Origin of the sequence: Kitasatospora sp. NPDC056273 (assembly GCF_042268845.1) — a bacterium.
Taxonomy (GTDB): Bacteria; Actinomycetota; Actinomycetes; order Streptomycetales; family Streptomycetaceae; genus Kitasatospora.
On the sequence record NZ_JBHJSJ010000049.1, the window covers coordinates 49,622 to 68,290 of the forward strand.

An 18,669-nucleotide genomic window follows, 5' to 3' on the forward strand; every position below is an offset into this window, starting at 1 on the left:
CACACGATCATGCGCACCCTGGCCGACGCGTTCGGCACCGACGTCGAGATCGTCCGCCGCTCGGACGAGGTGGTCCGGGCCCACTGCCGCACCGGCGCCCCGGAGCAGATCCACGACGTCCTGCGCCAGTGCGGCTTCACCGCCGCCGACCCGCATGGCTCCTGCTGCTACCACCTGCCCCCGGACACTCCCGGCGCCGACCAGCCCGCTGCGGCCTCCACGGCAGCCACCATGCTGGACGACGCCGGGTACCGGGTCGGAATCGACCCTCACCTGGTCGTCGGGTACGTCGGCCAGAACTGCATCGTCCAGTCCGAGGAGCAGCGGCTCGCCGCCACCCGCCGTACCTCCGCCGCTGCCAAGGCCGCCCCCGCCCGGGCCGGCACACCCGCGGTGGTGCCGGTCCGGCCTGGCGCCCGCACCCGCTGAAACGTTCCGCCAGTCCCGCCTCCGGAGGAGAGCACCGTGATTCGTACGAGAGCCGAGCGTGCCCCGCCCGCCGCCCGCTCGCACCCTCTTGGACGCTCTCTTGCCCACCCCGCGCACCGGCGCGCCGTCGACGACCTCCGGCTCGGACGCGCTCCTCTATCTCCTGTTCGCCGTCGTCGGCGCCGCCCTCGCCTTCGGCTCCCTCGCCTGGCTGACCGGCAACCTGACCAACTACCTTGTCGGGTCTGGTGATTGGGCGCCGTTCCACGCCGCCGAAGCCCTCCTTCATCCTGAGCGGCTGTGGCCCCACCTCGGTCCGGCCGCAGTCCTGGTCGGCGCCCGCATCGTCCCCGGCGCGCTCACCCTCGCCACCAGCGTCACCGTCCTGGTGCTGTGGCTGCGCCACCGCTCGGGCGCCAGGAGCGGCCTGGCCCGCAAGGCGGACATAGCGCCGCTCCTGGACGCGGAGATCACCAAGAAGGCCCGCAGCCTGCGGCCGAGCCTGAACGGCCGGGAGTGTAAAAGAGGTCGAGCCGAACGACCGGGGCATCCTGATCGGCACGCTCTCCCCGGGCAAGGCCGAGGTCCGCGCGAGCTGGGAGGACGTGATGGTCGCCATCATGGCGCCCCGCTCCGGCAAGACGAGCGGCATCGCGATTCCCGCGATCCTTGCCGCCCCCGGGCCGGTGTTGCTGACCAGTAACAAGGCAGCGAACGACGCCTTCACCGCCTGTGCCGATGCCCGCGCGAAGGTCGGCACGGTCTGGACGCTCGACCCGCAGCAGATCGCGCACCACCCGCGCGAGATGTGGTGGGACATCCTGGCGGACGCCCGCGACCTCGCCGGCGCCAAGCGCCTGGCCGGGCACTTCGTCACCGCCTCCGTCGACGAGTCCAGCGGCTCCGACTTCTGGTCGACCGCGGCGAGCAACACGCTCGGGTCGCTGTTCCTGGCCGCCGCGAGCCACCGCCGCCCGATCACCGACGTGCTGGCCTGGCTCGCCTCCCCCTCCGACCGCACTCCCGTCGACCTGTTGACCGATGCAGGCCACCACGCGGTCGCCGCCCAGCTCCAGGGCACCGTCACCGGCGCCACCGAGACCAGGGATGGGATTTTTGAAACGGCGAGGCAGTACGCCAGCTGCCTGCTGGACCCGGAGATCGCCGCCTGGGTCACCCCCACCAAGGGCCTGCCGGAGTTCAAGCCGTTCGACTTCGCCTCCAGCCGGGACACTTTGTTCCTGCTCAGCAAGGACGGCGGCGGCAGTGCCTCGGCGATCATCGCGGCTGCTGCCGACGCGGTGATGCGCGCGGCCGTCATCGTCGCCGAACGCTCCGGCGGCCGACTCGACCCGCCCGCCCTGTGCGTCCTCGACGAGGCCGCCAACGTGTGCAAGATCAGTGACTTGCCGGACCTCTACTCCCACCTCGGCAGCCGGGGCGTCATCCCGATCACCATCCTGCAGTCCTACCGGCAGGGCCAGCGCTGCTGGGGAGAGGCCGGCATGGACGCCCTGTGGTCCGCGGCCACCGTCAAGGTCATCGGCAGCGGCATCGACGACGCCGACTTCGCGGACAAGCTGTCGAGGCAGATCGGCGAGCACGACGTGCAGACCGTCTCCGTCTCCGACTCCGGGAGTGGCAAGTCGACTTCGGTGTCGATGCGCACCGAGCGCATCCTGCCCCCGGACGAGATCCGCGCGCTCCCCAAGGGCAAGATCCTGCTCTTCGCGACCGGCATGAAGGTGGCGATGCTCGACCTCAAGCCCTGGTACAAGGAGCGCTCCGCCAAGGAGATCGGCCCGGCCTCCTCCCGCGCCACCAAGGCCATCACCGAACGCGCCCTCGCCAAGGGCAGCACCGGCCTCGACGACCTCACCCTCTCGGCCTGACCCACCCCCACCCCGGCGGCGCCGACCCGGAGTCCACCCGTCTTCGACCGGCGCCGCCCCAGCCGCTTCTCCTCCTCCGCTTCGCCCGGGTGTGCCACGTCCACCCGCCCACACCAAGGACACCTCCGTGACCACAACGACCGCTCCCGCCCTGCGAGTTCTCTCACTCGGCGCCGGAGTACAGAGCAGTGCGCTGCTACTCCTGGCTGCCGAAGGCCACCTGCCCGGCCTCGACGCCGCAATCTTCGCCGACACCGGCTGGGAACCGCGCGCCGTCTACGAGCACCTCGACCGGATCGAGCGGGAGGTCGCCGAGCCCGCCGGCATCCCGATCCTGCGGGTCTCCTCCGGCAACATCCGCGACGACGCCCTCGACCCGACGAAGCGCTTCGCGTCGATGCCGCTGCACATCCTCAACCCCCAAGGCACCGCGGGGCTTTCACGTCGCCAGCGCACGGGCCAGTACAAGATCAAGCCGATCAAGGAGCAGGTCCGTGCCATGCTCGGCCACCCGTACCCGCAGCGGGTGCCGGCCGGGGTGTTCGTGGAGCAGTGGATCGGTATCTCCACGGACGAGTTCCACCGGGCGAAGGACGCCGATGTCGCCTATATGAAGAATCGTTTCCCTCTGATCGAGGAGGGGTTCTCCCGCGCGGACTGCCTGCGGCTGCTGCGCTCGCGCGGCTTCGAGTCCACGCCGAAGTCGAGCTGCCTGGGGTGCCCGTTCCACGGCAACGCCCAGTGGCGGGCCCTGCGCGACGGCTCGCCCGAGGAGTGGCAGGACGTCGTCGAGTTCGACCGCGCCATCCGCAACGGCAACGCGCGGGCGACCGCCGAGGGCACCCCGCTGCTGGGGCAGGCGTACCTGCACCGCAGCCGCCGACCCCTGGACGAGGCGCCGATCGACCGGGTCACCGCGCACGAGTGGGCGGGCCGTCAGACCGACGTCTTCGACGCGCTCGCGGACGCCGAGCTGGAAGTCGGCGACGCGGACGGCTGCTCGCCCTGGGCCTGCCGCGCCGGCCAGCCGGTCAGCACCGACCTCGACTCCTTCGGGCTGGCGGCATGAGCCTCAGGGACGTTCCCGCCGCCGCCCCTGTCCGCTGACCGCTCGACTCCCGGAAGGTCCTCATGTCCGACACCAACTCGTCTGCTGCCCACCACCGTCCGGCCCCGCTGGCCGGGTCGCCGGTCGTCCGCCGGGGCGGCCAGTGGTGGCTGATCACCGGCGAAGGCTCCATCCTGGCCACCGACCCGACGTTCACCGGTGAGCTGGACCGCTTCGCCGCCGCGAAGGCCGCCGCCGACCTCGCAGTGGCCCAGCTCCGCGGCGCCCGTCGCCGCCGGAGCCGGTGATGGACCCGCTGCTCCAGGGCGAGCAGGCCGTCCTCGGAGCGGTTCTGCTCGACCCCCGCCAGCTTGGCGGCCTCGACTGGCTGGAGCCGCGCGACTTCTACCGGCCCGGCCATCAGGCTCTGTTCGCCGCGCTGCGCAAGCTCCGGGCCGAGGACCACCCGGCCCTCGGCACGGAGGGCGCGGTGCCGGTGGCGTGGCTGACCGACACCCTCACTGAGGCCGGCCAGCAGGTGCGCGGCCTCACCGCCTCCTACGTGCACACCCTCGTCGCCGCTTGCCCGCGCCCCGCCCACGCGCCGCTGTATGGGCGGATGGTGCTGGAGGGGTCGGTCCACCGCACCGTCGCCGAGCACGCCGACCGCCTGCTCGCCGTCGCCCGGGAGGACGCCGGGCAGAACGAGGTCCACGGCACCGCCGCCCAGGCCGACGTGCTCTCGGGCGTCCTGGACGACCTCGCGAAGCGCTGGGGAACCCACCCCCGGGCCACCGCCCCGAGGACACCTCCCCTCTCTGCCCCCGGACAGCCGCCCGCAACGGCCCAGGCGGAAGACGAGCAGTTCCTGCTGTCCCTGCTCGTCCACCAGAACGGCGCGATCGGCGAGGTCTTCGACTGGCTGCGCCCCCAGGACTTCGCCCATCCCGGCCACGGCCAGCTCTACCGCTGCCTCGGGGCGCTCCACCACCGGGGCGAGCCGATCGACCCGGTCACCACGCTGTGGGAGGTCCAGCGGCGCGGCCTGCTCGCCGAAGGCACGCTCACCGAGGAGCAGCTCGCGCCGGTGTTGCGCGACGGGGCGGCGGGTTCGGCCGAGTGGCTGGGCGAGCAGCTCCTGCGCTCCTCCCTCACCCGCACCGCCGCCGGCGCCGCGCAGCAGATCGCCGCCCATGCCGACGACCGGCGCCTCGCCCCCGGGCAGCTGATCGGCCACGCGCTCCACGCCCTCGGCCCGCTGGACGAGGTACGGGCCCGCTGGCGCACCGCCACCTCACCTCCCGCACCGCCCCCGGCTGGCATCGACCAGGCCGCTCGCGTCCAGGCCGCGCTCGCGCGAAGCCCCGTCCGTCCCCGTACGCGCGCGAGCCCGGTACCGGATCGTGCAACGGCCGCCGCGCCGGCCTCACTCCATGCCCGTGAGCGCACCAACCCGCCCCACCCTCACCGGAGTCTCTTGTGAACACCCCCGTCAGCGAGGCGCTCGCCCTCCACGCCCGGGCGTGCGCCCTGCAGCAGCAGGAAGCACTGCTTCCCGCCGCCGGACAGGCCGAGGTGCCGGATGCCGTGCAGATCGGTCGGCAGATAGTCGCGCTCGGCACGCTCATCCGAGAGCTGGGCGGCGACTTCGCCGCCCGTGCCGCCAAGCAGCCCGTGCACCTCGATACGACCCGCGCCGCCATGTCGTACGCCGAAGCCGTCACCAGCCTCGGCGAAGCCTCCGCCGCCCTCGGAACGGTCGCCCGGCAGCTCGCCTTCCTCAGTCACACTGTCGAACAACACCAGCACCCCGTGGTTCGAAAGGCCCATACGGAGGCGGTACGGACGATCGAGCGCGCCGTCGAAACCGCCCGCGAAGAACTTCGCCACGGCGCCCAGACCCTGCCCCGGACTGCCCGGCACATCCCGCCACCGTCCGCCGGTCCTCGCCAGCAAGCCGCTGCCAGCCGATCGGTCAACGCCAGCCCGTCCGTTCCAGCAGATCTGAACGGCCCCCTGCCCGCCTCTCCCGCACCTTCGGCTCACACCGCCCGGAGCCAGCGATGACGCCGATACTCACGGCTGCCCGCCCCGGGCCGCTGATCGGCAGTCTGTGTTCTGGGTATGGGGGGCTCGACCTGGGGGTCCTGGCCGCGTTCGGTGGCTCCGTCGCGTGGCACGCCGAGGTCGACCCGGGCGCCTCCAAGATTCTGGCCCGGCACTGGCCGGACGTGCCGAACCTGGGCGACGTCACCACGGTCAACTGGGCCGACGTTCCGCGGGTGTGCGTCCTCACGGCGGGCTTCCCCTGTCAAAGACGTCTCGGTCGCCGGCCGTCGCGCCGGACTCAACGCCGAAACCCGATCGGGTCTTTGGCTGCACGTAGCGCGTGCGGTCGAGGCCCTGCGTCCGCACCTCCTGGTGGTCGAGAATGTACGAGGACTGCTCACCTCCCCTGCCGTCGCCGCCTCCGCTGGCGACGTGGAACGCTGCCCGTGGTGTCTGGGAGACGACCCAGCTCAGTCTGATCTGCGGGCACTTGGCGCCGTACTCGGCACCCTGGCCCAGCTCAGGTACGACGCGCGATGGCTCGTGCTTCGCGCCTCCGACGTCGGCGCACCCCACCACCGGGCCAGGGTCTTCCTCACAGCCTGGCCCGCCGACCACGGCACTGCTGAAAACCCCGACCAGCAACATCGCGACGAACGGCGGCAGCCAGCATCCGGCGAAGCGGAAACGCGGTGGTCACGGCCCGAATCTGGCGGACGAGGTGGAGTGGCTGCTGCCCACCCCGAAGGCGTCGGACGGGATCAAGGGCTCGCCGAACCAGCGGCACGGCGGCGGGGACCTGAGCCTGCCCTCGGCAGCGGCCTCGCTCCGGCCCTCCTCCGCCCGCAACCCGGCCTCGCGCTCCCGCAGGCGGCCGACCACGCTCGTGACGGAAGCGGTGGCACTGCCACTGTGGGGGGAGGCCGGGCCGCAGGACGGCTCGACCCCGGACGGTGGGGACCGTACGCCGGCGCCGTCGCCCGATGGGAGACGCTCACCCGCCCGGCACCGCTGCCCACCGACGAAGGCGGGCGGCTGCGCGCGGAGTTCGTCGAGTGGATGCAAGGGCTTGAGCCGGGCTGGGTGACCGCCACCCCAGGACTCGGCCGACCGGCCCAGCTCACCGCACTCGGCAACGGCGTTGTCCCCCAACAGGCGGCCAGGGCAATGGAATTGCTCGCACCGGCCTTCGCCCGCTGCCCGCGCTGCCGAACCGGCTGAGGGGCTCCTACCCCTTTTCCCCGGCCGTGCCAAATCCCGGAATCAGCGGACTCTTCTCCCGCAGCCGCACCGACCCGAGGGGGCTGTCATGCCTGCGCATGCCCCGGTCCGGCGCGCCAGCGCGCCGCCGGCCGTACGACCGAAGGACGTTCTCCTTGAGCACCACCACCGCCTGCGGCCCTGCCCAGGACAGCGCCTATCGCGCTGTCCTGGGTTCGCCGCACGTCGCCCGCCTGCTGGGCGGCACCCTGATCGGCCGCCTGCCCACCGGCATGGCGCCGATCGCGATCCTGCTGCTGGTACGCGCCGAGCACGGCCCGCTCGCCCTTGCCGGAGCCCTCGGCGCCCTGTACGGCCTCGCTTCCGCGCTCGGGCAGCCGCTGCTCGGGCGCCTGGTCGACCGTCACGGCCAGACCCAGGTCCTCGTCGCCGCCACGGCCACGGCGAGTACGGCGTTCCTGCTGCTGCCGTGCACCGGTCCGGTGCGCCACCCGGTGCTCGCCGCGCTCACCGTGCTGGTGGCGGGGCTGGCGACGCCGCCGCTGGAGGCGGGCCTTCGGGCACTGTGGCCGGTGCTGCTGCCCGCCGCCGAACGCCAGCGCACCGCTCTCTCGCTGGACAGCAGCACCCAGGGCCTGGTGTTCGTCGCAGGGCCCCTGCTGGCCACCGGCTTCGCGGCCGGTGCCGGAGCAACCACCGCGCTGGTGGCGACCGCGACGCTCGGCCTGCTCGGCACCGGGCTGGTCGTCACCGCCCGTCCCTCCCGTGCCTGGACGCCGGCGGAGTTCACAGAAGCGGTGCACTGGACGGGTCCGCTGCGCGTGCCGGGCCTTCGGGTGCTGTTCGCCGCGCTGATCGGCACCGGCGTCGCGCTCGGCGCGGTCAACGTCCTGGCGCTGTCCGCCGCCGAGCGCCACCACGCAGGGTGGCTGGCCGGGGTGATGCCGGCCGCGCTGTCCATCGGCAGCATGCTCGGCGGCCTCGCCTACGGCCGCCACGCCTGGCCCGGCGCCCCCGCCAAGCACCTGGTCGCCGCCTCGATCGGCTTCGCGGCTGGCTGGCTGCCGCTGCTGCTGCCCGACCCCGCGCCCGCCGTCGCCGTCCTGGGCGCCGTGCTGCCCGGCACCTTCCTCGCGCCGCTGCTGACCGCCGCGTTCCTCACCGTCGACCGCCTCGCCCCGCACGGCGAGAGCACGGAGGCGTTCGCCTGGCTGATCGCCTGCATCGGCGTCGGCCAGGCCGCCGGCACCGCCCTGGCCTCCCTCACCACCGCCCCGCTGCTCGTCGCCGCAGTCCCGCTCGCCGGGGCTGCCTTCGCCCTGTGGCTGCTGCACCGCTTCAACGACCGCCTCTCCTCCTGACCCCCACGCTCACCCCGAAGGACACCGCCGTGAACATCACCCTCTTCGCCACTGCAACTCCCGCCACCCGCATGCACGTTGTCTGGGACTGGAATGGAACAATCAAGGACGACCTCGACGACCATGTCGATGCCCTGAACGAGACCCTGCCCGCCCTCGGCGGCGCCCCAGTAGACCGGGAGACCTACCGGGCCAAGCACACCGTGCCGATCCCGAACTTCTACGCCCGCCTGCTCGGACGCGAGATCACCGAACAGGAGTGGATCTCCAGCGACAACGCCTTCCTGGAGCATCTGCGCGCACAGCCGGTGAAGGTGCGCGAAGGCGCCGTCGAGCTGATGACCGCCCTGCGCGAGGCCGGCCACACCCAGTCGCTGCTGTCCCTGTGCCCGCACGACACCCTGGTCGGCGAGGTCGAGCAGGCCGGCATCGGGCACTTCTTCACCCGGTTCGAGGGCCGCACCGGCCCCTCCGGCGGCACCAAGGCCGCCCCGCTCACCGCCCACCTCGAAGCCCTCGGCCTCACCAAGAGCGCGCATCGGGTGCTGCTGGTCGGCGACGCCGTCGACGACGCGGACGCCGCCCACGCCAACGGCGCGTACGCCGTGCTGCACACCGGCGGGCTGCACCACCCCGCCAAGCTCGCCGCCGCCGGCCACCCCCTCACCGGCACCCTCGCCGACGCCGTCGCCCTGGGCCTGCGCCTCATCCAGGACCGCGGCACCCAACTGGCCTGCGCCTAGCACGAATCGATGGCCTGACCAAGCCGCCGATCCTACGGATTCTGTCCCTCACAACCGCGCTTCACCGGAGCCCCGCCATGACCCGAAGAAGACCTTCCGGCCTCGCCCTCCCCGTCCGTACAAACCCCCTGGATGTGCCATGTCCGAGTCCGTCCCGGCTTCGGGCTCCTCCGAGCCCGAGCCGATCCGCATCGCCGACGAGGATCTCGACGACCTCGTCAGCGCCCTGACCCGCACCATGGCCGAGGTCCGCCAGCACGGCGTGATCCTCGACCGCCTCGGCTCCGAGGCCGACGACGAGACGGGGTCCGGTTCGACCGGGCCGGACCCCGTGGCCGGGGACGAACCCGGCTCCGCCCCACCGCTGTTCATCCTCGCCATGGGCGGCGCGGAGTACGCCGCCGAGCTGGCCGAGCTCTCGTTCTGGGTCACCCACATCCTGCTGCCCGTCTACGGCCGGGAGATCGGCTCCACCCGCCCCTGGTGCGCGAAGTGGCACGAGCACCCCGAGGCCGTCGCCCGCCTCCATGCCCTGTGGCTCGCCTGGCAGCAGCTGACCGCCGCCGAGGCCGGCCAGAGCGGTCCCTCGACCTGGCACCGCGACCACCTCGACCACGCCATCGCCCAGCTCCGCGCACCGGACGGCCCGTTCGCGGCGTGCGCCACGAGCCCGTCCCGGCCCGCCCACCGTGTCCTGTCCACCCCCGACCAGCTGGGACTCGCCGCATGAGCGCCGGCCTCGACTTCGACCTCGGCGGCCTGTCGCCCGCCGACAACCGCTCCGGCATCCTGCGGGACATCGCAGGGGAGAGCGACCTCGACCTGCTGACGCGGCACGACGTCGGCGATCGCAGCTACCTGCTCGCCTTCGACAACGGGGCCTCGTGGGGCCCGGGACGGAGCCTGCCGGACCTCTTCACGTTCGACGTCCGCCGCGACCAGGCCGAGGGCACCTTCGCACTGGACGCCTCCGCGCACGCCAACGTGGCGTTCGCACAGAAGTGGCTCGCCGAACGCGGCTGCCCGCCCGCGGCGATGACCGTGGACGGCGACCTCATCGGCGCCGACGAACTCACCTACCAGATCGAGAACCAGATCCACAGCGCCGGCGACCGCTACGACCTGATCGACCTCACGGCCGCCCGCGAGAGTCCGGGCGAGGCGTGGACCATGGTCACGGACAGGAACGCCGCCGAACTGCCCGTCCGGCTCTTCATCGAGCACTCCGACGCGAAGCGGAACACCTACACCATCCGCGAGGGCGCCTTCCCCGACCGTGCCGGAGCCGAGGCGTGGCTGGCCTCGCGGAACACCCCGCTGCCCGAGCCACCCGAGTACCGCACCGGAGCCGACGCGCTGCGCACCCGCGCCGCGCTCGCCCGCAGCGCCGCCCCGACCGCTCCCGGCGTCGCCGAGATCGTGGCCGCCGCACCCGCGGCCATCGCGCAGCCCGACCGGGGGCGGTCGCTGTGAGCCGCGCGAAGTTCGGGTTCAGCGCCCACCCCGACGCCATCGCCGACCTGCGCCAGCTCCCCGACGCCGTCCGCGACCAGGCGCTGCTGCACTTGCAGGACCTCGTCCACGGCGAGCGGGTCGCCAAGCGCCTCGAAGGGCGGCTGGAGGGCTGCCACAAGGTCTACCTCGGCGTCGGCGACCAGTTCGCGAGCCACCGCCTGGTCGTGCAGTTCCGCACCTCCCCGCCCGAGTCCCAGCACCGGCGCGAGGTGCACCTCGTGGCCGCCGGACCCCGGCTCGACTACCAGGTGTACCGCTCCGCCCAGAACCGCCTGGGTCGCACCGGGCTCAACCTGCCGACCGGCCTCGGCCCGGCCGAGGAAGCCCGCGTGCGAGCCGCCCGCGCCCAATCCGTACGCCCCGTACAGGCCGGCAGCAGCAGCCCCGCCTACACCACCGCTTCCCCCGGCTTCGCGCCGAGCGCCGCCACCCGAAGGGCCCGATGATGACCACCGCCACCCTCACGCACACCGACCTCGCCGTCTGGCTCGTCGAAGCCGCCGAGGCCGTCCCCGGCCTCACCACCGCTCGGCATGCCGCCCCGCCCGCGCGTTCGCACCTCCACCCCGTCCTCGGGCCGCTCGCCACCGGGCCGAAGGCGATCACTGCACTCGCCGACCGGCTGGAGAACCTGCTGGAAACGCGGCGGTCGGCCACCCCGGCCTCCCTGTTCACCCTCGCCTCCTACGTCTCCGCCCTGGGCTGGCTGACGGAGTCGCTCGCCGACCTCACCCAGGTCGTCGACGCCCTGGTCGCCGAGGCCGGCCACCCGGCCGACGACAGCACTTCCGACTTCGACCTGGCGGACTACGCCCCGCAGGACCGGCAGGCCATCGCCGCCCTCGCCGCCGAGGCAGCCCTGCCGCCCGGCCTCTACCTCCAGCTCCTGGGCCAGGCCCTGCTCGCCCGCGCTGAGTTCACGGAAGCGTGCACGGAGATCATCGGCGCCTTGGCCGAGGACGCCCACCGCCTCCTGGACGAGTCGGTCAGCGCCGTACACCTCGACGGCGACGGTCCCGACAGCCTGCCCACGCTGGTCCGCTCCCTCCTCGCCCGGCTGGAGGCGACCCCGTGAACCCGCACAACCCGCACACCCACCCCGGCGCCCACCTCGTCTACGAGCGGCTCGGCGCAGGCGATGCCGGGGAGCTGTCCGGCCGGCACCCGTACCAGAGCCCGCTGGCCCACCTCGCCTCGGTGGTCGCCTCGTGCGCCCGGGACGTCGACCGGCTCCACCAGGACCTCACCGAGCAGGCGAAGACGGTGATCGAGCGTCTGCAGCCGATCGCCCGTGGCGACCACGCGAGCATGCGCGGCGTCAACGGCATCATCCAGTCCGCGGGGCTCCAGGTCGAGTTGCTCACCGCCCGCAGGGGAGCGGCCTACGGGCAGCTCGACAAGGTCCTCAGTGCCTACGAGCGCGGCGCCGAGGCCGACCGGCCGACCGCCACACCGCAACTCCGGCGCGACTCCGCGCGCACCAACGGCGCCACGGCCCCGGCCGACCAGCAGGCGCGCCCCGCCACGGCCGCCTGGGACGACGAACAGGGCTTCGCCAAGGCGGCGTTGCAGGCTGTGGAGCAGGGGGACCTGTGGCTGCGCGAGAGCGTGCGCGGCGACAAGTACGTCATCTGGGGCTCCGGACTCGGCGCCCCGATCGACGCCGAGGCGGTCGAGCAGCTGATCGGCGCCGGTCTCGTCACCGCCGACACCAGCACCTCCGCCTCCCGGATGGGGCACATGCTCTCGCTCACCGCCGAGGGCGAAGCGGCCAACGCCGCCGCCCGCACGGAGCGGCTTCGCCAGGTCGCCGCCCTCTACCGCGGCACCGCCCCCGCTGCGGCCGGCCCCGCCCAGGCCGTGCCCTCGCCAGGAGCCGCACACCCCTCCGTCTCCGCCCGTACCCGTTGAGCAAGGAACTCCCGGCCATGTCCGCCCAGATCACTCCCATGAGCACCGCCGACGCGCAGCGCGTCGAGACCGTCCTGCACCGGATCGCGCCGAAGTGGACCACCCATGTCGTCCACGCGATCGCCAAGTACGGCCCGGAGATGCGGGTTGCCGACGTCGCCCAGCACGTCACGGCGCTGTCCCCGTCGTACGTCAGCAAGAGGTTGGCGTCGATGTCCGAGGCCGGCCTGGTGACCCGCGACGGCGCGTTCGATCGTGCGGCGCCCTACCGGCTCTCGTCCGCAGCCCGCACGCTCGGCCCGGTCTACCGCACTCTCGCCCAGTGGTCGTCCGACCACATCGATCACACCCCGCAGGGCCGGTACGACCGGATCGAGGACGCCCTGCAGCGCCTGCAGCTGCCCGGTACCACCGAGACGGTCCGCCTGTTCGCGGAGCACGGGAGCATGCGCCTGCCCCAGCTGGCCGAACGCCTCGGCACCTCCGAGCAGTTCGCCGCAACCCGGCTGAACCGCATGCAGGCGGACGGGCTCGTCGCCCGCACCGGCGACCGGCACGGCGCCCCGTACGTCCTCACCGACGCCGGAGAAGCCCTCGGCCCGGTCCACACCGCCCTCCAGCAGTGGGACAGCCGGCACACCACCGCCCTGGCCCCGGTGGTGCCGGCCGCCGAGCGCACCCTCAACTCCCCCGCGCAGTCCGCACGGACCGCGGCGGCACTGCGGCGCAGTGCCGCCCCCTCCTCCCTGTTCAGTCACCCTCCGGTACCGCCGCCGCGTGTCCCCACAGCTGTCACGGCGGCCTCCCACCCCTCGCGCGGCCGGTGACTTCGCGAGCTGCGGAACCGGAACGGATTCCGTAGCCGAACCACCGGGCCGGGCCGAAGGCGCTCTGACGGCTCCCGTGCCGGTCGCCCGTTCCGCCCGCTGACGCCCCACCACCACACCGGAGAACACCGTGCCCGACGCCACCGCCCTCGACTGCGCGGACGCGATGATCGAGAAAGCCTGGGGGCGGCCGATCGCCGACCTGGAGAAGTCCGCATCCCGCTTGGTCGCCACGGACCCGATGCTGCGCTCGTCCATGCACCACCGGGCCCACCTCGTCGTCGTTTCCAACTCCATCGCTGTGCACCAGGAGCGGCTTCACGCCCTCACCCGGCCCGGTCAAGTCCCCGCCTTCTACGACCTCGACCGGATCACCGCCTCGGCGAGCGCCCTGCGTGTGGCCTACGCCGAGAGCAACACGGCCGTCCAGATGATCCGCCACGTTGTCGACGCCCGTGAGCACGCGTTCAACGCCAAAGGCGGCCCGGACGCCGAACGGGTCCGGGCCGCCACCGCCCGCACCTCGCGGGCGCCTGGCCCCCTCGGGCCGTCCGTCGACCGGTCCGCCCCGCCGGCTGCCGCCCCGGCCCCGCTGGTGGCAAACCGGCGGTAGGCGGCGGTCAGTCGTCGGCCCTGTCGTGGTGGGCGCCGGGGTCGGTGCCCACCACGCGGGCCAGTTCCTCCAGGGTCAGCTCCACCCGCCGGCCGTCCGCGAGCCGTTCCTCGACCGCCACTGTCTGCTCGCGCTCGACCCGGCCCGCGGCGACGGCCCACTGGCCCTCGGCGATCATCGCGACGTCGCCCATCGTCCACGCCCGGCCCGCGCTGCGGATCTTGCGCTCCAGCGCCGCCATGTCCCGGCCTCTGTTCGGCACCAACGCCTTCGTCCCCCTCCGACCCTGTACGGCTCCGCGCCGCAACCTCGGTTCAGCACCCCGCGCCCCTGATCCATTCCCGTCCGGTTCGCCCACGGCTGTGACCGTTCGCGATAGTTGGCGGACTGCCTCCGGAATCCTTGCAGGTCACGGCGTTTCTGTTCGTCGCGGTTGGCGAGACCTGTTCACGACTGTTGGCGGATCGACGACCAGTGGACGGGTACGGCGGTTGGCCACCCAGGTCAGCTGCGTGGCGGGACCGCCGCCCGGGGCTGAGCGTCTACGACGACGGGTAGTTCCAGGTCACGATCACGCACCCACCGCGCGCCGTCGCGCCGTCGGTGGTCGACGTGCCGCCGGAGCCGCCGGCCGCGCCCCGGCCCGCTCTCTTCGGGATGAGGCCGTCGGGGAGGCCGGGGAACCAGGGGCGCACGCCCGCCGTTCCGGCCGTGTACTTGTCGGCGTCGCCCCCGTTCGTGCCGTTGGCCACCGTCCCTGTCGTGGTGACGTCCGTGTTGTTGTCGCACTGGGCGCTGCCGCCCGCGCCGGCGTGGCCGCCGATCGGGGTCTTCCTGGCGTCGCTGCCGCCTTGGCCGCCGCGGGCTCCGCCGTGTCCGGAACCGCCACTGCCGCCGCGCGCCGGGCCCTCGCCCGGTGCCCAGCCAGCGCCCCCACCGCCGCCTCCGCCGCCACCCGCTGCGCCGACGCTGACGACAGCGCCGCTGGCCTTGCCCAGGACGAAGAAGGCCGCTGAGCTCCCGCCGCCGCCGCCGCCCCCTGCGCCGCCGCCGTCGTTCCGGTTGCCCGGGACGCCTCCGCCTCCGCCTTCCGCCCCTCCCTTGCCGCCGCCGCCCGTGGCGAACTCTCCCTGCCGTCCGCCTTTCTGCCCTCCGCCGCCACCGCCGCCGACGCGAACCCCGATCGTCCTGCGGTCGGCCGGGAACTTGGTGACGGTGCAGTCGGCGATGCCGGCGCCTCCGCCACCGCCCCCTCCGCCACCGGTGCCGGTGCCCTCCCGCCCGGCGCCTCCGCCGCCGCCCCCTCCGCCGATCATCGTGACCGTGAACGAGTCCACGCCCTTGGGCAGGTCGAACTCGTACCAGCCCGGCTCGTCGAACTGCCGCCAGAGCAACCCCTGCTTGCCGGTTCCGGCGTGCGCGGGCGAGGTGCCGAGCCCACCAGCGAGCACGGCCACCGCGATGGCCGCACCCGTGAATCTCCACCGCTGCGATGTCGTCGTCATGGATGCCCGTCCTGTCAGTCGGTATGCGGACCTTCATGATCGCGGGGGATCGCCGCCAGACGTCTGACATCCGCCTCGGTTCACACGAACGGGGATCACGAAGACGACCGTTGCCGCAGGCGATTGGCGAGAGCGCAGCGAAGTGACAGCTCGACACAACCGCGAAGACGCAGTGACTGTGCGCTGCGGATGGCCAGGGTTGTTCCCGCTACCTGGCCACTGGTCGTGGCGGCCTCTGGGAAGGGCGGAGTCCGAAGTCACCGGCGTCACGAATGTTTGGCCTGTCCGCCTGCGCCGTACCTGAAGGTGATATCTCGTCACTTTGTGTAGGTTTTTATGCGTACGACGCCGGGGTTTGGGCATGGTCAGCGCCGGGGGCCGTCAAGGTCCCTTCGGTTCGCGTCTACAGCGGGCTGTTGAGAAGGTGCCGGTCCAGCGAAGAGGAGTCCTTCATGACGGGTCAGTCGCACGACGCCGTGCAGCAGCAGGTGCAGTTCCCCATCACCGAGTCGTTCACCGGCACGGCCCCGGCGAATCCGCACTGGCGGCTGCTGGGCAGCGCGCGGATGAACGAGGGCGCGCTGGAGCTGACGCCGAACGCCGCGTCGAAGGCGGGTACGGCGTTCCTGGACCAGCCGTTCTCCTCCTCGCTCGGGGTGAGCATCGACTTCGACTACTCGTGCTGAGAGCGGACAACGCAAGATCCAGGAAGACGGACAATTCGGGTCTTGTTCCGCGGACAGCTCATCTCCCTGCTGGTAGGGCCGTTCGGGCGGAAGCCTGGTCTACCGTCCTCGATTCCGAACAGATGATCCCTCCGGCTGCTCACGCTCGGTGTTGACGAGACATCGAGTGAGAGTCCGGCCGGAGGGATCGTTGAGGAAGTCTGCCAGGGAAGTCATGGAAATCTTCGAGGCTCTCGACGCCACCGAGTGCGTCCACTCGGCTGCCGCGCTGGCGGGAGTCGATCCGAAGACCGTGCGCCGGTACGCACGGATGAGGGACATGGGCGTGAGCGAGACCGCGCGGTCGGTGCGGCCGAAGCTGATCGACCCGTTCGTCCCGAAGATCGAGGAGTGGGTTGAGCGGTCGCAGGGCCTGGTCCGCGCGGACAAGCTCCATGAGCGCCTGCAGCTGCTCGGGTTCACCGGCGACGAGCGGACCACCCGTCGCGCGGTCGCGGCGGCGAAGGAGCGTTATCGGGCCGGCAAGCGCAGGACGTACCGTCCGTGGATCACCGAGCCGGGGCTCTGGATCCAAGTGGACTGGGGCTGGGGACCGAAGGTCCCGGGCCTGGACGGCGAACCGCGGCAGACGCTGCTGTTCTGCGCCTGGCTGGCCTGGTCCCGCTATCGCGTGGTGATCCCGACCTGGGACCGCACGCTGGCGACGCTGATCTCGTGTCTGGACGCGACGCTGCGTCAGATCGGCGGCGTCCCGACATATGTGCTCACCGACAACGAGCGCACGGTCACGATGGACCGGATCGCCGGTGTCCCCGTCCGGCACCCCGAGGTCGTGGTCGCGGGCCGGCACTACGGCACGCAGGTCCACACCTGCGTGCCGTTCGACCCGGAGAGCAAGGGCGGCTCGGAGGCCACCGTCCGCATCGCGAAGGCGGACCTGGTGCCCACCTCGGCGAACCTCCGCTCCGCCTACGAGTCGTTTGCCGAACTGCGCGGCGCCTGCGTGTTGTTCTGCCACGAGGTCAATCACCGGATCCACCGGGAGACGGCGAAGACGCCCGCGTCGGCGCTGGATGTCGAGCGGCTCAGGCTGCACCCGCTGCCGCCGGGGCCCCACACCCTCGCGCTGGGCGAGTCGCGGATCGTCAAGACCGACCAGACCGTCAGGTTCGGTCAGGTCCGCTACTCGACCCCGCCCGGCCTGGTCGGGCAGGAGGCGTTCGTGCGCGCGGACGGCGACGAGCTCGTCGTCGTGGTCGATCTCGCCCGGCTGACACACCGTCCCGAGTGGCTCCAGGGCCCCGCCGGGCTGACCGAGGTCGCGCGGCACAAGCTCTCGCTGCCGGGCAGGCCGGTGATCGTGGCCGCGCACTACCCGGGCCATCCGCAGGATCCGGCCGGTGGGCCCCGCCCGCCCAGGGTCAAGCCGACCACCCAGGAGGAGGAAGCGTTCCTGGCGCTCGGGCCCGGCGCGAGGCAGTGGCTGATCGAGGCCGCGGCGAACGGCGTCACGCGGATGCGGGTCAAGATGGCCGCCGCGGTCGAGCACGCCGCCCTCGTGGGGGCGGGCGAGGTCGACGCGGCGCTCGGACTCGCGGCCACGGCACGCAGGTTCGCCGACGACGACGTCATGTCCATCGTCCGCTACCGGGCCACCGGCGCCAGGCCCTCGGACCTGGTCGTCGCCGACGAGGCCCACTCGGTCCAGCCCGGAACCGGAGCCTGGGCCGACTTCGGCCGGACCCCGTGAACCCGGGTCTCCCCGGTCGCCGCGTCGGCGGCCGGGAGGTCTGTTCACCCCAGGCTGGCACCGATCCGCGGTGCCGGCACGCCAGAGAGGTGCATCCAGATGACCACCACGCTCGCCGAGCCGCCCGTGCTCACCGCCCCCACGCCGGTCCCGGCCCCGCCGGCGCCGCCTCCGATCCCGGCCGAGCTGGACGCGGTGCTCAAGCGGATGCGGTTCCCCTACCTTCGCGACGCCGCCCCGGAGGTCCTGGCGACCGCGCGCTCGCAACGCTGGGACCCGGCCGAGGTCGTCCGGATCCTGCTGGAAGCCGAGATCGCCGGCCGCAGCGCGGCCACCAAGCGCAACCACCGCAAGCAGGCGAACCTGCCCTCCGGCAAGACCTTCGACTCCTGGAAGGAGGCCGAGTCCTCGATCCCAGCGCCGACCCAGCAGGCGCTGATGACGCTGGAATGGGTCCGCCGGGCGGAGAACCTGGCCATCGCCGGAGCCTCCGGAACGGGGAAGAGCCACTTCGCCGAAGCCCTGGCCAGCAAGGCGATCGAGGAGGACATGCAGGTCGCCTGGTTCACGCTGGAGTCGCTGACCGCGACGCTGGGGCGGGCCGCGGTCGACAACTCGGTCTCCAAGACGGTCGCGAAGATCACCCGCTGCGAGTTGATCGTGGTCGACGACATCGGCCTGTTGCCCTGCGGCCAGGCCGCCGCCGAGGCGTTCTACCGGTTGATCGACGCCGCTTACGAGCGTCGCTCGGTGATCGTCACGAGCAACATCCATCCCGCCGGATTCGATTCGATCATGCCCAAGACGCTCGCGACCGCGGCCGTCGACCGGCTGCTGCACCACTCGCACATCGTGCTGACCGAGGGCACCAGCCTCCGCCTCGCCCAGGCCACCAGCGGCCAGGGCGTCGTCCCCCTCGCCGGCTGAGAAGTCCTCCAAGCGGGTGACCATTAGTCATACCGCGACGGGAGATGAGTTGTCCGCCAGCGATGACCACAAGCTGTCCGCCAACCCGGACGGATCAGGCTCTGCGTCACTTTGAGTGAAAATGGCTGCGGTTGGCGGCTCCGTGGGTAGCCCCACCTGGTGAGTGAGCGCGTATCTGGCCTGATCAGCGTG

20 protein-coding genes and 2 pseudogenes are annotated in these 18,669 nt (G+C 72.6%); 19 read left to right on the top strand and 3 right to left on the bottom strand.

The window, feature by feature from the left end:
- Positions 1-9 precede the first annotated feature (9 nt).
- The 5 genes and pseudogenes from ACFCY1_RS32145 to ACFCY1_RS32165 all read left to right on the top strand — a co-directional run bounded on the left by ACFCY1_RS32145 (position 10) and on the right by ACFCY1_RS32165 (position 4,852).
- Entirely contained in the window at positions 10-429 is a 420-nt protein-coding gene (locus tag ACFCY1_RS32145; RefSeq protein WP_375876832.1) for a hypothetical protein, read from the top strand.
- Positions 430-529: 100 nt separating this feature from the next.
- Positions 530-2,321 (top strand): annotated as a pseudogene (locus ACFCY1_RS32150) (type IV secretory system conjugative DNA transfer family protein).
- Between the two features lie 193 nt (positions 2,322-2,514).
- Positions 2,515-3,390: a hypothetical protein gene (locus tag ACFCY1_RS32155; RefSeq protein WP_375876851.1), complete on the top strand. Its 876-nt coding sequence runs from the start codon at positions 2,515-2,517 to the stop codon at positions 3,388-3,390.
- A 62-nt stretch (positions 3,391-3,452) separates the two neighbouring features.
- Complete coding sequence (locus tag ACFCY1_RS32160) at positions 3,453-3,677, top strand: hypothetical protein (protein WP_375876833.1); 225 nt, start codon at positions 3,453-3,455, stop codon at positions 3,675-3,677.
- A complete protein-coding gene (locus tag ACFCY1_RS32165; protein ID WP_375876834.1) occupies positions 3,677-4,852 on the top strand; it encodes a DnaB-like helicase N-terminal domain-containing protein in 1,176 nt (391 codons plus the stop codon). Before ACFCY1_RS32160 ends, ACFCY1_RS32165 begins: the two co-directional genes overlap by 1 nt.
- On the opposite strand, the gene ACFCY1_RS32170 is transcribed toward ACFCY1_RS32165, so the two are convergent.
- A complete protein-coding gene (locus tag ACFCY1_RS32170) occupies positions 4,834-5,259 on the bottom strand; it encodes a hypothetical protein (protein WP_375876835.1) in 426 nt (141 codons plus the stop codon). The two genes, ACFCY1_RS32165 and ACFCY1_RS32170, sit on opposite strands and share 19 nt — an antisense overlap.
- A gap of 173 nt (positions 5,260-5,432) precedes the next feature.
- Here ACFCY1_RS32170 and ACFCY1_RS32175 point away from each other — a divergent pair.
- The 11 genes and pseudogenes from ACFCY1_RS32175 to ACFCY1_RS32225 form a co-directional block, all read left to right on the top strand.
- Positions 5,433-5,615: pseudogene (locus ACFCY1_RS32175) on the top strand (DNA cytosine methyltransferase); the annotation flags it as partial.
- The gene (locus ACFCY1_RS32180; RefSeq protein ID WP_375876852.1) at positions 5,530-6,639 is read left to right on the top strand and encodes a DNA cytosine methyltransferase; all 1,110 of its coding nucleotides are present in this window, start codon (positions 5,530-5,532) and stop codon (positions 6,637-6,639) included. The pseudogene ACFCY1_RS32175 and the gene ACFCY1_RS32180, both read left to right, overlap by 86 nt.
- Before the next feature lie 155 nt (positions 6,640-6,794).
- A complete protein-coding gene (locus ACFCY1_RS32185; RefSeq protein ID WP_375876836.1) occupies positions 6,795-8,000 on the top strand; it encodes an MFS transporter in 1,206 nt (401 codons plus the stop codon).
- A gap of 29 nt (positions 8,001-8,029) precedes the next feature.
- Positions 8,030-8,743 carry an HAD family hydrolase gene (locus tag ACFCY1_RS32190; protein ID WP_375876837.1) on the top strand — a complete coding sequence of 238 codons (714 nt, stop codon included), beginning with the start codon at positions 8,030-8,032 and terminating at the stop codon, positions 8,741-8,743.
- A 139-nt stretch (positions 8,744-8,882) separates the two neighbouring features.
- Positions 8,883-9,473, top strand: a complete 591-nt coding sequence (locus tag ACFCY1_RS32195) for a DUF4913 domain-containing protein (protein WP_375876838.1) — start codon at positions 8,883-8,885, stop codon at positions 9,471-9,473.
- Positions 9,470-10,216 (top strand): glycosyl hydrolase, encoded by a 747-nt coding sequence (locus tag ACFCY1_RS32200; protein WP_375876839.1) that lies wholly within the window; start codon positions 9,470-9,472, stop codon positions 10,214-10,216. The genes ACFCY1_RS32195 and ACFCY1_RS32200 overlap by 4 nt, the downstream gene beginning before the upstream one ends.
- Complete coding sequence (locus ACFCY1_RS32205) at positions 10,213-10,704, top strand: hypothetical protein (RefSeq protein ID WP_375876840.1); 492 nt, start codon at positions 10,213-10,215, stop codon at positions 10,702-10,704. Before ACFCY1_RS32200 ends, ACFCY1_RS32205 begins: the two co-directional genes overlap by 4 nt.
- Complete coding sequence (locus tag ACFCY1_RS32210; RefSeq protein ID WP_375876841.1) at positions 10,704-11,333, top strand: hypothetical protein; 630 nt, start codon at positions 10,704-10,706, stop codon at positions 11,331-11,333. Before ACFCY1_RS32205 ends, ACFCY1_RS32210 begins: the two co-directional genes overlap by 1 nt.
- Complete coding sequence (locus ACFCY1_RS32215; RefSeq protein WP_375876842.1) at positions 11,330-12,169, top strand: hypothetical protein; 840 nt, start codon at positions 11,330-11,332, stop codon at positions 12,167-12,169. The genes ACFCY1_RS32210 and ACFCY1_RS32215 overlap by 4 nt, the downstream gene beginning before the upstream one ends.
- A 17-nt stretch (positions 12,170-12,186) precedes the next feature.
- On the top strand, positions 12,187-12,996 hold the full coding sequence (locus ACFCY1_RS32220; RefSeq protein ID WP_375876843.1) for a winged helix-turn-helix transcriptional regulator: 810 nt from the start codon (positions 12,187-12,189) through the stop codon (positions 12,994-12,996).
- A gap of 130 nt (positions 12,997-13,126) precedes the next feature.
- On the top strand, positions 13,127-13,609 hold the full coding sequence (locus ACFCY1_RS32225) for a hypothetical protein (protein ID WP_375876844.1): 483 nt from the start codon (positions 13,127-13,129) through the stop codon (positions 13,607-13,609).
- Between the two features lie 7 nt (positions 13,610-13,616).
- Here ACFCY1_RS32225 and ACFCY1_RS32230 read toward each other — a convergent pair whose 3' ends face one another.
- Positions 13,617-13,871: a hypothetical protein gene (locus ACFCY1_RS32230; protein ID WP_375876845.1), complete on the bottom strand. Its 255-nt coding sequence runs from the start codon at positions 13,869-13,871 to the stop codon at positions 13,617-13,619.
- Positions 13,872-14,151: 280 nt separating this feature from the next.
- Positions 14,152-15,114: a hypothetical protein gene (locus tag ACFCY1_RS32235; protein ID WP_375876846.1), complete on the bottom strand. Its 963-nt coding sequence runs from the start codon at positions 15,112-15,114 to the stop codon at positions 14,152-14,154.
- A 452-nt stretch (positions 15,115-15,566) separates the two neighbouring features.
- Here ACFCY1_RS32235 and ACFCY1_RS32240 point away from each other — a divergent pair, with 452 nt between their 5' ends.
- From ACFCY1_RS32240 to istB, 3 genes are all read left to right on the top strand, one after another.
- A complete protein-coding gene (locus ACFCY1_RS32240) occupies positions 15,567-15,800 on the top strand; it encodes a hypothetical protein (protein ID WP_375876847.1) in 234 nt (77 codons plus the stop codon).
- A gap of 214 nt (positions 15,801-16,014) precedes the next feature.
- Positions 16,015-17,550: an IS21 family transposase gene (gene istA / locus ACFCY1_RS32245; protein ID WP_375876848.1), complete on the top strand. Its 1,536-nt coding sequence runs from the start codon at positions 16,015-16,017 to the stop codon at positions 17,548-17,550.
- 99 nt (positions 17,551-17,649) lie between these two features.
- Positions 17,650-18,477, top strand: a complete 828-nt coding sequence (gene istB / locus ACFCY1_RS32250; RefSeq protein ID WP_375876849.1) for an IS21-like element helper ATPase IstB — start codon at positions 17,650-17,652, stop codon at positions 18,475-18,477.
- The last annotated feature ends 192 nt before the right edge of the window (positions 18,478-18,669 follow it).